Consider the following 13846-nt stretch of genomic DNA (forward strand, 5'->3'; position numbering starts at 1 on the left):
TCGCGCCCGGTTCCGGCCGGGTTCAGAGCGAGCGGACCCAGTTGGAGAGCAGGCGGATGCCCGGCTCGCCGGACTTCTCGGGGTGGAACTGCGTGGCGGTGAGCGGCCCGTTCTCGACCGCGGCGATGAACGGCTGCCCGTGCTCGGCCCAGGTCAGACGGGGCGCACGGAACGGCCCGTACGCCTCGAGCGGGAAGTCGGTCACCCCGTAGGAGTGCACGAAGTAGAAGCGCTCGTCGTGCAGCCCGTCGAACAGCACGGAGTCCTCGGGCGCCTGCACGGTGTTCCAGCCCATGTGCGGCAGCACCTCGGCCTGGATCTCCTGCACGGTGCCGGGCCACTGGCCGAGCCCTTCGACGTCGGCACCACGCTCGATGCCCCGCGAGAACAGGACCTGCATGCCGACGCAGATGCCGAGCACGGGTCGCCCGCCGGCCAGACGGTGGTCGACGATCTCGCCGCCCTGCACGCCCTCGAGCTGGTCGATCACGGCGGCGAACGCCCCGACGCCGGGGACGAGCAGGCCGTCGGCCTTGAGCGCCGCCTGCTTGTCCGAGGTCAGGGTGACCTCGGCGCCGGCGCGCTCGAGCGCCTTGGCGGCGGAGTGGACGTTGCCCGACCCGTAGTCGAGGACGACGACGTTCGGCTTGGCGGCGGTCACAGGGCGCCCTTCGTGGAGGGGATGCCGTCGACGCGCGGGTCCAGTTCGACCGCCTTGCGCATGGCTCGGGCGAACGCCTTGAACTCGGCTTCGGCGATGTGGTGGGGGTCGCGGCCCTCGAGCACGCGGACGTGGACGGTGATGCCGGCGTTGAACGTGATCGCCTCGAACACGTGGCGGACCATCGAGCCGGTGAAGTGGCCGCCGATGCGGTGGAACTCGAAGCCCGCGGGCTCGCCGGAGTGCACCAGGAACGGACGCCCCGAGACGTCGACGACGGCCTGGGCCAGCGCTTCGTCCAACGGGACCAGGGCGTCGCCGTACCGGCCGATGCCGGAGCGGTCGCCGAGGGCCTGCTTGATCGCCTGACCGAGCACGATGCCGGTGTCCTCGACCGTGTGGTGCACGTCGATGTCGGTGTCACCCGTCGAACGCACCCGCAGGTCGATCAGGGAGTGCTTGCTGAACGCGGTCAGCATGTGGTCGAAGAACGGGACGGAGGTCGAGATCGACGAGGTCCCGGTGCCGTCCAGGTCGAGCTCGAGTTCGACACTCGATTCGCTCGTCGAACGGCTGATCGAGGCGGTGCGGGCGGTCATGCCTCAACCCTAACCGGCGGCTGCTCGGCGGCGACCTGCCGCATCGCGTCGAGGAACGCGGTCGTCTCGGCTTCGGTCCCCGCACTAACCCGCAGGTGGTTCGGGATGCCGAGGTCGCGCACGATGACGTCGCGCTCGAGCAGCGCCTCGAACGCGGCGTTCGGGTCGGCGACACCACCGAACAGGACGAAGTTCGACCAGGTCTCGTAGGTGCGGTACCCCATGTCCCGCAGCTCGGTGACCATGCGGTCACGCTGCCCCTTGATGTCGTCGACCATCGCCAGCATCTCGGGGGCGTGCCGGAGTGCCGCGATCGCCGCCGCCTGGGTCAGCGCGGACAGGTGGTACGGCAGCCGGACCAGCCGGACGGCGTCGACGACGGCGGGGTGCGCGGCCATGTACCCGACCCGGGCACCGGCGAACGCGAACGCCTTGCTCATCGTGCGGGAGACCACCAGGCGCTCACGACCGGGCAGCAGCGTGAGGGCACTCGGAGCGTCGGACGGCATGAACTCGGCGTACGCCTCGTCCACCATCACGATGCCGTCGGTCGCGTCGTAGGCGGCCGCGATCGTCTCGATGTCGAGCGGAGTACCCGTCGGGTTGTTCGGCCCGCACAGGAACACGATGTCCGGCTGGTGCTCTCGGATCGCCGCCACGACGGTCTCGGGCGAGATGCGGAACTCGTCGTCCCGCTGGGCCGGGATCCACGTAGTGCCGGTGCCCGACGCGAGGATCGAGTGCATCGAGTACGTGGGCGGGAACCCGAGCACCGAGCGACCGGGCCCGCCGAACGCCTGGAGGAGCTGCTGCAACACCTCGTTCGACCCGTTCGCCGCCCAGAGCTGCTCGGCGGTCAGGTCGTGTCCGAGGTAGTCGGCGAGCGACTGCCGGAGCTCGGTGAACTCGCGGTCCGGGTAGCGGTTGACCGTCAGCAGGGCCTGCCGGATCGACTCGACGATGTCAGCAGCGACGTCGTCCGGAACGGGATGCGTGTTCTCGTTGACGTTGAGCTGCACGCGGACGTGCTTCTGCGGGGCGCCGTACGGGCTCTGCCCGCGCAGGTCGTCTCGGATCGGGAGGTCTTCGAGCGTGAATGCCACCGATCCATCGTAGGCCGCTGGCACCGTGCGACGACCAGCCGTCTGGACGGCACTGCCCGAGTGGCTACTCGCCGTCGGTGTACTTGGTGGGGATGGCGATCTCTTCGCCGGCCTGCAGCGCGGAGCCGTCGAGCGCGTTGAGGCTCACGACGTCCTGCACGAAGTCACGCGGGTCCGAGTTCGGGGCCGTCTGCTCGGCGAGCTGCCAGAGCGTCTCGCCCGGCTGGATCGTCACGGTCTCGAACTGGGTGCGGGCGCCGCCGGCGGTGGCGTCTCCGGCGGAGGCCTGCCCGCCGTTCAGCACGCCGAGGGCGACGACGATGAGGAGCGGGAGCGCGGCGAGCGTCGTGAAGACGATGCGGCCGCGACGCGTCAGACGCAGGCGGGTACGCACGGCGGGCGCCGCGGTGCGCTGGATGTCAGCGATGGCGATGGTGCTCATGTCGTTCTTGCCTTCCCGTTCGGTGGAACCGAAGTCGTGTACCGAACATAGTTTCGAATCAGACGACGCACAAGTCCTGGGAGTGGATTTCTGCGGGGTTTTCTTGCAACACGCTCGAACAGGTGTTTGTCCGGCCCTGGCTGGTCGGATACTGTTTCGATCGACTGGGACAAGCCTGACGGGGACCACCGACATTCCCGCCGCGGCCGGACCGGCACCGACGAAAGCGAGACGACGTGGTGGACGAACTGCGGGGCCAGAAGCCGCTGACGCCGAAGCAGCAGGCGATCTTCGACGCGATCCGTGCGTCGATCGCCTCACGGGGCTACCCGCCGAGCATGCGCGAGATCGGCGACGCCGCCGGGCTCTCCTCGCTCTCCAGCGTTTCCCACCAGCTCGGCCAGCTCGAGCTCGGTGGCTGGATCCGCCGCGACCCGAACCGCCCGCGCGCGCTCGAGGTCCTGGTCGACGAGCCGTCGTCCGAGGTCGGCGGACCGGACATCGACGCCACCACGCTCGTGCCGCTCGTCGGCCGGATCGCCGCCGGTGTCCCGATCACCGCCGAGCAGCACGTCGACGAGATCATCCCGCTCCCCCGACAGCTCGTCGGCACCGGCGAGCTCTTCATGCTCAAGGTCGTCGGTGAGTCGATGATCGACGCCGCGATCTGCGACGGGGACTGGGTCGTCGTCCGGTCGCAGCAGACCGCCGAGAACGGTGACATCGTCGCGGCCATGCTCGACGAAGAGGCGACGGTCAAGGTCTTCCGACAGCGTGACGGTCACACGTGGCTGCTGCCGCGCAACTCAGCCTTCGAGCCGATCCTCGGCGACGCCGCTTCGGTGCTCGGCAAGGTCGTCGCGGTCCTCCGCTCCCTCTGACCGCGGCTCGCGCTGCACCGGCGCGAATCACCGTCGTCACCGTACGACGTCCCCTGCACGACGAAACGCCGCCGGATCCGGCGGCGTTTCGTGTGTTCGGGGGCGTCTCGGTGACGCGACGGCGTCCGGCGGACCCGTCACGGGCCTCCAGGCCGCGCGGCAGCGCTCCCCAGCGCCAGCGACTGTCGGAGGTGACCGTCAGACGGTGGTGACCGGCGTGACCACGTAGGGCTCGAGCTCGGAGACCTGCCGCTGGAAGACGCGCACCCGCAGGCGCGTGCCGTCCTCGACGTAGTCGACGGACTCGACCGAGCCGGTGTCGTGCAGCGACGACACCAGGTCGCCGCGGTCGTACGGCACGACGATGGTCAGGTCGACGTCGGGCTCGGGCAGGCGGTCCTCGATGACGCCGAGGAGCTCCGGGATGCCCTCGCCGGTGCGCGCCGACACGAACACCGCGTCCGGCACGAGTCCGATGAGCACGAGGCGCTGCGCGTCGTCGATCAGGTCAGCCTTGTTGAAGACGACGATCTCCGGGATGTCACCCGCACCGACGTCGCCGATGACCTCGCGCACGGTGGACAGCTGCGCCCCGGGGTCGGGGTGCGAGCCGTCGACCACGTGCACGATGACGTCGGCGTCGCCGACCTCTTCGAGGGTGGAGCGGAAGGCCTCGACCAGCTGGTGCGGCAGGTTGCGCACGAAGCCGACCGTGTCGACGAACGTGAACTCCCGGCCCTTGGCGCTCTCGGTCCGACGGACGGTGGCGTCCAGCGTCGCGAACAGCTGGTTCTGCACCAGCACGCCCGCGCTCGTCAGCCGGTTGAGCAGCGACGACTTGCCGGCGTTGGTGTAGCCCGCGATCGCGACGCTCGGCACTTCGTTGCGGTTGCGCTCGGCACGCTTGGCTTCACGGGCCGGGGTGAACCCGGCGATCTGCCGGCGGAGCTTCGCCATCCGCGTGTGGATCTTGCGGCGGTCGAGCTCCATCTTCGTCTCACCGGGGCCACGAGAGCCCATGCCCGCGCCTCCGGAGACCTGGCCACCGGCCTGCCGGGACATCGAGTCACCCCAACCGCGCAGTCGAGGCAGCAGGTACTGCAGCTGGGCGAGTTCGACCTGCGCCTTCCCCTCGCGGGTCTTCGCGTGCTGGCTGAAGATGTCGAGGATCACGGCCGTGCGGTCGATGACCTTCACCTTCACGACGTCCTCGAGCGCACGACGCTGCGAGGGTGCGAGTTCGGTGTCGGCGATGACGGTGTCGGCGCCGGTGGCCTTGACGACCATCGCGAGCTCCTGGGCTTTGCCCTTGCCCAGGTAGGTGGCCGGGTCCGGGTTCGGCCGGCGCTGGAGGAGCCCGTCGAGCACCACGGCGCCCGCGGTCTCGGCGAGTGCCGCGAGCTCGCGGAGGGAGTTCTCGGCGTCCGAGGCGTCGCCCTGGGGGTACACGCCGATCAGGACGACCTGCTCGAGCCGCAGCTGGCGGTACTCGACCTCGGTGACGTCCTCGAGCTCGGTGGAGAGGCCGGCGACACGGCGCAGCGCCGCTCGGTCCTCACGGTCGTACTGGTCGCCGTCGCCGGTCCAGCTGCGGTCGTCGACCGACTGCGTCTGGATGGCCTGGGCGGGTGCGAAGATGGACGATGCTGCGCGGTGGTCTGCGTTGCGCAACACCCTCTCGACGACACCGTCTGCGCTGTCGTCGTTGGTCTGGTGGTTCTGCTGATGGGTATCCGTCATCCTGAGCACAGGCTACCTCTGGAGGCCCTCCGACACACTCGGTTGCCGGTACGGTTCATCCATGGCGAACGACCACTACTTCTCGGCCACCCCCGAGAGCGAACTCCGGCCGCGCCAGGTGCACGTCACGCTCGCCGGTCAGCCCCTCACCCTGTCGACCGCGGCGGGGGTCTTCAGCCCCGACGGCGTCGACCGCGGCACGAAGGTTCTTCTGGGTTCGGTGCCCGCACCCGCTGCCGACGGAGCGCTGCTCGACATCGGCTGCGGCTGGGGCCCGATCGCGATCACGATGGCCCTGCAGTCCCCCGAGGCCCAGGTGTGGGGCGTCGACGTCAACGAGCGGGTGCTCGGGCTCGCGCGCGCCAACGCTGCTGCTGCCGGGGCATCGAACGTCACGATCGCGCTGCCCGACGACGTGCCGGCCGACCTGCGCTTCCGCACGATCTGGTCGAACCCGCCGATCCGTGTCGGCAAGGACGAGCTGCACCAGATCCTGCTGACGTGGCTGCCCCGGCTCAAGGTCGGGGGCGACGCCTGGCTCGTCGTGTCGAAGGACCTCGGGGGTGACTCGTTGCAGAAGTGGCTCGTCGGGGCGCTCGGCTCGGGGTTCGCGGTCACGCGGGAGTCCACGGCGAAGGGGTTCCGCGTCATCCGGGTGCAGCGCAGCGCGTAGGGCGCGTGCGCACTTCGTGTGCGTGCACTTCGTGAGCGTGCACTTCGTGAGCGTGCACTTCGTGTGCGTGCACTTCGTGAGCAGGAATGGTCGGGTCGCCGCTGGGCACCCGACCATTTCTGCTCACGAAACGGCAACGAGGCGAGCGGGGCGCCCGCGCACCCGCGTCCGCGCCGCGTCAGACCGTCAGGTCGCCGGAGAACACGAGCTCGGCGGGACCGGACAGCGAGACGTGCTCGCCGTCCTCGGTCGCCGTCATCCGCACCGTCAGCAGCCCGCCCGGCACCCGCACGCGCCAGGTGTCCGGCGCCCCCGCACCGACCCAGTAGCGCGTCGCGAGGGCAGCGGCGACGGCCCCGGTGCCGCACGAGAGCGTCTCGCCGCTCCCCCGCTCGTGCACCCGCATCGTGATCTCGCCGACGCCGTCCTTGATCAAGGGGTCGCCGGGCAGGACGAACTCGACGTTCGCACCGTGCTCCGGCGCCGGGTCGAGCACCGGCAGGAAGGTCAGGTCGAGGTCGGCCAGCTCGTCCTCGGTCTCGACGGCGACGACCACGTGCGGGTTGCCCACGTCGATGCCGATGCCGGGCCGCGCCCCGTCGAGGTTCTTGGCGCGGACGAGCACGTCGTCGGAGCCGCCGCCCTCGATGCCCAGGCCCCAGCGACCGAGATCGGCTGCGAACCCGTTCGTGGTGCGCTGGATGTCGACCAGCCCCTTGCGACTGCCGACGGTGAGGGTCTCGCCGGGAGCGAGCTCGACCAGGCCGGACTCGGTCAGGTACCGGGCGAACACGCGGATGCCGTTGCCGCACATCTCCGCGACCGTGCCGTCGGCGTTGTGGTAGTCCATGAACCAGGTCGCCTCGGGCTCGACGGCCACGAGCGCCCGCCCCTCGGGGATCGCCTCGGACCGCACCGCGCGGATCACGCCGTCGCCGCCCACGCCGAAGCGTCGGTCCGCGATGGCGCGGATCCGCTCGGGGGTCAGGTCGACGGTGGCGTCGGGGTCGGCGAACAGGACGAAGTCGTTGCCGGTCCCCTGGCCCTTGGTGAAGTGCAGCTCGGTCACGGCACGATCCTACGGGCCAGTTCCGACAGGTCGCCGCGGTCCGCGCCCGTGACGTCGAGCGTCTCGGCATCGGCGTACCGGCGGAACCACGACACCTGCCGCCGGGCGTACTTGCGGGTCGCGATGCCGGTCGCCTCGACCGCCTGATCGCGGGTCGCCGTGCCGGCGAGCACCTCGAGCGCCTGCGAGTACCCGATGGCACCCCGCGCGGTCTTGCCCTGCTCGAGTCCCTGCTCGCGGAGCGCCGCGACCTCGTCGACGAGCCCGGCCTCGAACATCCGCGCGGCCCGCTCGTGCAGCGCCGACACGAGCTGCTCGCGGTCACGCCGCAGGTGCAGGATCCGGGACGGTCGCCAGGCGCGGGGCGCTGCCGGGAGGCTCGGGGTCACGATCTCGGATCGGCTCGCGATCTCGAGTGCACGGATCAAGCGCCGTGGGTTGCGCGCGTCGATCGTCGCGGCGGCCGCCGGGTCGAGGGCGCGGAGTCGCTCGAGCAGGATGCCCGGGCCGAGCTCCTCGTGCTCGCGCTCGAGCTGCGCGCGGAGCGCGGGATCGGTGCCCGGGAACGCCAGGTCGAACAGCACCGCGGAGACGTACAGGCCGCTGCCGCCGACGAGGACGGCCACGCCACCGGCGGCCTGGATCCGGTCGACGTCGGCTCGGGCGGCGACCTGGTAGGCGGCGACACTCGCCTCGTCGGTGACGTCGAGCACGTCGAGCTGGTGGTGCGGGATGCCGTGCCGTTCGGCCGGCGGCAGCTTCGCGGTGCCGATGTCCATGCCCCGGTACAGCTGCATGGCATCCGCGTTGATGATCTCGGCGTTCCGGCCGGCAGCGCGCAGCCGGTCCGCGATCGCGATGCCGAGGTCGGACTTCCCGGTACCCGTCGCGCCGACGACTGCGATCAGGTCCGCGGCGTCACCGGGTGCGGGCAACGCGGCGCTCGTCGGCGCAGCCCCGGGGAGCTCAGCGCCCGACACGGAGCGTCGGCAGCCCGAGCGAGACCGGACGGGGTCCGTCGCCCGTGGCGGCAGCGGGCGTCGGCACGCCGCAGCTCTCGGCCTGCGCGCGGTCCCAGGCGTCGCCGGCCCGGGTGCGTCGAATGCGCAGCGGAGCCTCGTCGTCGGCGAGCAGGAAGTGCGGTGCGGCACGGGTGATGTCGACGGTGACGACGTCACCGGGGCGCGGGACCTCGGACCCGGCGGGCACGGTGAAGTGCACGAGCCGGGAGTCCTCCGCGCGACCGGAGAGCCGGCGGGTGGCGTCGTCCTTGCGCCCTTCGCCCGAGGCGACGAGCACTTCCACGCTCCGGCCGACCTGCAGCGCGTTCTCTTCCGCGGTGATGCGTTCCTGCAGGGCGACGAGTCGTTCGTAGCGCTCCTGCACGATGTGCTTCGGCAGCTGGTCGTCCATCGTCGCGGCCGGAGTGCCCGGACGGATGGAGTACTGGAACGTGAACGCAGAGGCGAACCGTGCCTGCTCGACGACGCGCAGGGTGTCCTCGAAGTCGGCGTCGGTCTCGCCGGGGAACCCGACGATGATGTCGGTGGAGATCGCCGCGTGCGGGATCTTCGCGCGCACGCGGTCGAGGATGCCGAGGAACCGCTCGCTGCGGTAGCTCCGGCGCATGGCCTTGAGCACCCGGTCGGAGCCCGACTGCAGCGGCATGTGCAGCTGGGGCATCACGTTCGGGGTCTCGGCCATCGCGTCGATGACGTCGTCGGTGAACGCCGCCGGGTGCGGGCTCGTGAAGCGGACGCGCTCGAGCCCCTCGATGGCCCCGGTGGCCCGCAGCAGCTTGCCGAACGCCTGTCGGTCGCCGAACTCGACCCCGTAGGAGTTCACGTTCTGCCCGAGCAGCGTGACCTCGATCGCGCCGTCGTCGACGAGCGCCTGGATCTCGGCCAGGACGTCACCGGGACGGCGGTCCTTCTCCTTGCCACGGAGCGAGGGGACGATGCAGAACGTGCAGGTGTTGTTGCAGCCGACGGAGATGGAGACCCAGCCGCTGTGCGTCGAGTCGCGCTTGGTGGGCAGCGTCGACGGGAAGACGTCGAGCGCCTCGAGGATCTCGATCTGCGCCTCGTCGTTGTGCCGCGCCCGCTCGAGCAGCGTCGGCAGTGACCCCATGTTGTGCGTGCCGAAGACGACGTCGACCCACGGCGCCTTCTCGAGGATGACGTTCTTGTCCTTCTGCGCCAGGCACCCGCCGACGGCGATCTGCATGCCGGGGTGCTCGCGCTTGATGCCCGCGAGCTGCCCGAGGTTGCCGTACAGCCGGTTGTCCGCGTTCTCGCGCACCGCACAGGTGTTGATGACGACGACGTCGGCCTGCGCACCGTCCGCCGCGGTGTAGCCCGCGGCCTGCAGTGACCCGCTCAACCGCTCGGAGTCGTGGACGTTCATCTGGCACCCGTAGGTGCGGACTTCGTAGGTGCGGGGGCGCGCTTCGACGGTGGCCATGGTCGTCCCAGTGTAGGTCGGAGCGGCTACTCGAACCGGACGGTCCCGCGGCCGGAAGGCGGCCGCTTCCCGCCGCCGTCGAGGGCACGTGCCACAGCGATCCGGACGACGCCGGAGCTGTAGCCCTTGCGCATCAGGAAGCCGGACAGCCGGCGTTCAGCGGTCGCCCGGTCGAGCCCGCGCATCTGCGGTGCCCGCTTGTCGGCGAGCTCCTGCGCGCGGAGGAACTCGTCGTCCTCGTCGTCGGCGGCCTCGTCGAATGCGGTGTCGATCGCCACCTGGTCGATCCCCCGGCGACGGAGCTCGGTCACGACACCCTGTCGACCGAGGCCCTTGCGGGCGTGCAGTCGATCCACCAGGTCGGTGGCGAGGGCGACGTCGTCGAGGAGCCCGACACGGGTCAACCGCTCGATCTCGTGCTCGACCACGTCGGGGTCGAGGTCCTGCTGCAGCAGCAGGGTCCGCATCTCGGACTCGCTCACGCCCTTGCGCCCGAGGGCCCGCATGCTGAGCCGTTCGGCGTCCGCGCGCTGTTCGTCGAGCGGACGGGGTGCATCGGCCGGGTCGATCTCCTCGCCGCCGGCGATGGAGAACACCGACGCCGTGGTGGCGTCAGCCGTCTCGGAGTCGTAGCCGTCCTGCTCCGCACGGCTCGAGCGCCCGCTGCCGTCACCGATCACGGGCGACACCCATGCTGCCGGCCCGCGGGCACCGTGCAGGGGCACCGGCGAATCGGCGTCGAACGACGCGGGGAACTCGTCCGCACGACCTTTGTCCGACTCGGGCAGCGCCCAACCGTCGGTGTCGCGCGGTTCGTCCGGTGACACCGGCGGTGCGGGGATCGCCGGCGTCACCGGGGTGACGGGGGCACGGCGACGCGACCTCGCACCGAACAGGTCGGTGACCGGTGCGAGGCCGTCGTCGTCGTGGTCGGTGCTCACGCGCCCTTGCGCTCCGCGAGCTTCGGCGCGATCGACTCGACCGGGGCGTCCTCGGCCTTGGCGCCGCCAACCCCGAGCTTGGCGAGGATCTTGCCTTCGATGTCGGCAGCGATCTCGGGGTTCTGGATCAGGAAGGAACGCGAGTTCTCCTTGCCCTGCCCGAGCTGGTCGCCGTCGTAGGTGTACCAGGCGCCCGACTTCTTGACGATGCCGTGGTCGACACCGAAGTCGAGCAGCGAGCCTTCGCGCGAGATGCCGACGCCGTACAGGATGTCGAACTCGGCCTGCTTGAAGGGCGGCGCCATCTTGTTCTTGACGACCTTGACCCGCGTGCGGTTGCCCACCGCGTCGGTGCCGCTCTTGAGCGTCTCGATGCGACGGATGTCGAGGCGGACGGACGCGTAGAACTTCAGCGCCTTACCGCCCGAGGTGGTCTCGGGCGAACCGAAGAACACGCCGATCTTCTCGCGCAGCTGGTTGATGAAGATCATCGTGGTCTGCGTCTGGTTCAGGCCACCGGCGAGCTTCCGCAGGGCCTGGGACATGAGCCGGGCCTGCAGACCGACGTGCGAGTCGCCCATCTCGCCCTCGATCTCGGCACGGGGCACGAGGGCCGCGACGGAGTCGATGACGATGAGGTCGATGGAGCCGGAGCGGACCAGCATGTCCGCGATCTCGAGCGCCTGCTCGGCGGTGTCGGGCTGCGACACGAGCAGGGCGTCGATGTCGACACCGAGCTTCTTGGCGTACTCGGGGTCGAGCGCGTGCTCGGCGTCGATGAAGGCCGCGATGCCACCGGCGCGCTGGGCGTTGGCGATGGCGTGGATGGTGAGGGTCGTCTTACCCGACGACTCCGGGCCGTAGATCTCGACGATGCGGCCGCGGGGCAGGCCACCGATGCCGAGCGCGACGTCCAGCGCCACCGACCCGGTCTGGATGACGTTGACGGGGGCGCGTTCGTCCGAACCGAGGCGCATGATCGCACCCTTGCCGAACTGCCTGTCGATCTGTGCGAGTGCGGTCTCGAGGGCCTTCTCGCGGTCTGCCGGTGATGGCATGGGGTGCTCCTTCGTGCTCGTGTTCGGCCGCCTGTAGGCTGTCGCGTCCACGCCGGCCGATGGTGCAAGGCCGATGGTTCTGCGACAAGGCTTCGGGCTGTTCCCGATGTCCATCAACCTATGGCGAGCCACCGACATCACTGCCGACGGTCACGCGATCTGTGGATGGAACATCCGGGCGACGCCGCTGTGGAGGAAGCTACCACCGATCGAACACGCGTTCGAGCAACACGCCGAACACAGTTTCGGGTGCGCCGCCCCGCGGGACCCGCTCAGTCCTGGGGTTCGGCGAGGCCCTTGCCGTGCCGACGGTCCATCGGGACGTCCTGCGAGTCGCACACTGCGTCCCACACCCGGCGGGCGTCGATGCCGGCGGCGAGGGCGTCCACGGCGGAGCGACCGCCGAGCCCTTCGAGCACGACGTCACGGGTGACCACGGCACCGTAGGCCTCGCCGAACACCTGGTCGACGGCTCGCCAGAACTCACTCACGCGCATCCGACCAGCCTAGGCGCGTGGTCGTGGGCCGGAACGCAGAACGCCCCCGCCGGGAAGGACCGGCGAGGGCGTTCGGTGGGGTGCGCTCAGCGCACCGCGAGGTCGTTGTCGAACTCGGCGACGAGGTCGTCCGGGAGCGTGTCGGGGACGGGGGTCAGCCCCTCGACGATCGCGAGGCGGTCACCCACTTCGCGCATGATGGTCGAGATGGGCGTGTCCAGAGCATCCGCGACGGACGCGAGGATCTCCGAGCTGGCTTCCTTCTGCCCGCGCTCGACCTCACTGAGGTACCCGAGCGCGACACTGGCCTTGGACGCGACCTGACGGAGGGTCCGGCCCTTCTGCAAGCGGAAGTCCCGGAGCACATCGCCGATTTCCTGACGAACGAGAACCATGAGAACTCCTCCTCTCTGTCGTCTCCGCGCCCGCTCGGTCCGGTGGATCGAGTTCGGGTTCAGCAACAATAGCGTTGCCGGTTGCAGCATGTTAGCCAGGCTGGCTGCCGTACTGCTGGAGATTTCGTGAGATGTAACCCAGTGGAAACGGGACCTATTCCCGGCCCCGGACCTCGGACGACATCCGTGCAAGGAGTTCGGAGACGGTGGCGTGCCGGATTGCTCCGCGGTCGCCGTCGAGGTGCAGCTCGAAGGCCTCAGCCCCCGCGGCGGAGGCGATCCCCACGTACACGGTGCCGACGGGCTTGCCGTCCTGCGGGTCCGGGCCGGCGACGCCCGTCGTGCTGATCCCCCACGTCGCGGGTTCCCCGTCGACGGACAGCGCGATCCGGACACCGGCGGCCATCTGCCGGGCGACCTCCGGGTGCACGGCACCCTCGGCCTCGAGCAGCTCCGCCGAGACCCCGAGCACGGAGTGCTTCACGGGCGTCGCGTAGGCCACGACGCCGCCCCGGACGACGGCGCTCGCGCCCGGCACGTCGACCAGCGTCGCCACGACGAGTCCGCCGGTCAGCGACTCCGCCACGGCGAGGGTCTCGCCCCGTGCCGTCAGCTCGGCGATGAGCCCCGGTGCGACCGGGACGGGAGGCGCGGCCTGCGTCGAGCGGTCGGGCCCGTTCATGCGGTGGTGCGGTTGTGCTTCCATGCCTGCCAGAGGTAGTCGATCCCGCTCAGGATCGTTGCCAGGAACGCGGCCGTCATCAGGATGCCGTTGACCCAGTGCGCCCAGTCGCCGACCAGGTTCCACCACGGGAACAGCGCGGCCGTCAGCGCGACGGCCTGCAGCACGGTCTTGATCTTGCCGCCGCGGCTGGCCGGGATCACCCGGTCGGAGAGCACCGCGAACCGGAAGACCGTGATGCCGATCTCGCGCACCATGATCAGCACGGTCACGTACCAGGGCAGCTCGGCCAGGATCGACAGCGCGACGAGCGCACCACCGATGAGCACCTTGTCGGCGATCGGGTCGACGAGCTTGCCGAAGTCCGTGACCAGGTTCTGCCGACGGGCGATGATGCCGTCGGCGCTGTCCGTGACGATGGCCACGACGAAGACGACCGCGGCCCAGATGCGCAGCGGCCCGTCGTTGCCGGCGTCGGTGAGCAGCAGGACGAAGAACAGCGGCGCCATGAGGATGCGCACCACCGTGATGATGTTCGCGACGTTCGCGGTCGACGCGGGGCCGGGGCCCTTGCGCAGCAGCCGCCCGCGCCACGGGAACCGTGCGCCGTGCGTGGTGTTCGTGCTGTCCGAGGCGGTCATC

Annotated in this window: 16 protein-coding genes; 2 read left to right on the forward strand and 14 right to left on the reverse strand. The window is 70.3% G+C overall.

Annotated features, from left to right (window positions below; translation table 11 throughout):
• Positions 1-22 precede the first annotated feature (22 nt).
• The 4 genes from hisH to QRN49_RS16645 form a co-directional block, all read right to left on the reverse strand.
• Positions 23-661 carry an imidazole glycerol phosphate synthase subunit HisH gene (gene hisH / locus QRN49_RS16630; RefSeq protein ID WP_071405609.1) on the reverse strand — a complete coding sequence of 213 codons (639 nt, stop codon included), beginning with the start codon at positions 659-661 and terminating at the stop codon, positions 23-25.
• A complete protein-coding gene (gene hisB, locus QRN49_RS16635; RefSeq protein ID WP_027464776.1) occupies positions 658-1260 on the reverse strand; it encodes an imidazoleglycerol-phosphate dehydratase HisB in 603 nt (200 codons plus the stop codon). The genes hisH and hisB overlap by 4 nt, the downstream gene beginning before the upstream one ends.
• The gene (locus QRN49_RS16640; RefSeq protein ID WP_284756755.1) at positions 1257-2363 is read right to left on the reverse strand and encodes a histidinol-phosphate transaminase; all 1107 of its coding nucleotides are present in this window, start codon (positions 2361-2363) and stop codon (positions 1257-1259) included. Before QRN49_RS16640 ends, hisB begins: the two co-directional genes overlap by 4 nt.
• 64 nt (positions 2364-2427) lie before the next feature.
• Complete coding sequence (locus QRN49_RS16645) at positions 2428-2805, reverse strand: LysM peptidoglycan-binding domain-containing protein (protein WP_027464774.1); 378 nt, start codon at positions 2803-2805, stop codon at positions 2428-2430.
• A 236-nt stretch (positions 2806-3041) separates the two neighbouring features.
• Between QRN49_RS16645 and lexA the strand changes: the two genes are divergently transcribed.
• Positions 3042-3686: a transcriptional repressor LexA gene (gene lexA, locus QRN49_RS16650; protein WP_128781337.1), complete on the forward strand. Its 645-nt coding sequence runs from the start codon at positions 3042-3044 to the stop codon at positions 3684-3686.
• 198 nt (positions 3687-3884) lie between these two features.
• On the opposite strand, the gene hflX is transcribed toward lexA, so the two are convergent.
• Complete coding sequence (hflX, locus tag QRN49_RS16655) at positions 3885-5426, reverse strand: GTPase HflX (protein ID WP_284756758.1); 1542 nt, start codon at positions 5424-5426, stop codon at positions 3885-3887.
• Positions 5427-5487: 61 nt separating this feature from the next.
• On the opposite strand from hflX, the gene QRN49_RS16660 reads away from it, so the two are divergent.
• Positions 5488-6099 (forward strand): class I SAM-dependent methyltransferase, encoded by a 612-nt coding sequence (locus tag QRN49_RS16660; protein ID WP_284756759.1) that lies wholly within the window; start codon positions 5488-5490, stop codon positions 6097-6099.
• 178 nt (positions 6100-6277) lie between these two features.
• Here the strand turns inward: QRN49_RS16660 and dapF are convergent, their stop codons facing one another.
• From dapF to pgsA, 9 genes are all read right to left on the reverse strand, one after another.
• The gene (gene dapF, locus QRN49_RS16665; protein WP_027464770.1) at positions 6278-7168 is read right to left on the reverse strand and encodes a diaminopimelate epimerase; all 891 of its coding nucleotides are present in this window, start codon (positions 7166-7168) and stop codon (positions 6278-6280) included.
• Complete coding sequence (gene miaA / locus QRN49_RS16670; protein ID WP_284756762.1) at positions 7165-8103, reverse strand: tRNA (adenosine(37)-N6)-dimethylallyltransferase MiaA; 939 nt, start codon at positions 8101-8103, stop codon at positions 7165-7167. The genes dapF and miaA overlap by 4 nt, the downstream gene beginning before the upstream one ends.
• Before the next feature lie 31 nt (positions 8104-8134).
• Positions 8135-9631: a tRNA (N6-isopentenyl adenosine(37)-C2)-methylthiotransferase MiaB gene (gene miaB, locus QRN49_RS16675; RefSeq protein ID WP_260689693.1), complete on the reverse strand. Its 1497-nt coding sequence runs from the start codon at positions 9629-9631 to the stop codon at positions 8135-8137.
• 26 nt (positions 9632-9657) lie between these two features.
• Positions 9658-10572 (reverse strand): regulatory protein RecX, encoded by a 915-nt coding sequence (locus tag QRN49_RS16680; RefSeq protein ID WP_284756763.1) that lies wholly within the window; start codon positions 10570-10572, stop codon positions 9658-9660.
• Positions 10569-11630: a recombinase RecA gene (recA, locus tag QRN49_RS16685; protein WP_027464767.1), complete on the reverse strand. Its 1062-nt coding sequence runs from the start codon at positions 11628-11630 to the stop codon at positions 10569-10571. The genes QRN49_RS16680 and recA overlap by 4 nt, the downstream gene beginning before the upstream one ends.
• Before the next feature lie 272 nt (positions 11631-11902).
• Entirely contained in the window at positions 11903-12127 is a 225-nt protein-coding gene (locus tag QRN49_RS16690) for a DUF3046 domain-containing protein (protein ID WP_284756765.1), read from the reverse strand.
• Between the two features lie 86 nt (positions 12128-12213).
• Entirely contained in the window at positions 12214-12522 is a 309-nt protein-coding gene (locus QRN49_RS16695) for a helix-turn-helix domain-containing protein (protein WP_027464765.1), read from the reverse strand.
• A gap of 154 nt (positions 12523-12676) precedes the next feature.
• The gene (locus QRN49_RS16700) at positions 12677-13204 is read right to left on the reverse strand and encodes a CinA family protein (protein ID WP_284756766.1); all 528 of its coding nucleotides are present in this window, start codon (positions 13202-13204) and stop codon (positions 12677-12679) included.
• Positions 13201-13845 (reverse strand): CDP-diacylglycerol--glycerol-3-phosphate 3-phosphatidyltransferase, encoded by a 645-nt coding sequence (pgsA, locus tag QRN49_RS16705; protein WP_164941245.1) that lies wholly within the window; start codon positions 13843-13845, stop codon positions 13201-13203. The genes QRN49_RS16700 and pgsA overlap by 4 nt, the downstream gene beginning before the upstream one ends.
• Position 13846 lies beyond the last annotated feature (1 nt).

Source organism: Curtobacterium sp. ME-Dv--P-122a, from assembly GCF_030209645.1.
Lineage (GTDB): Bacteria > Actinomycetota > Actinomycetes > Actinomycetales > Microbacteriaceae > Curtobacterium > Curtobacterium flaccumfaciens.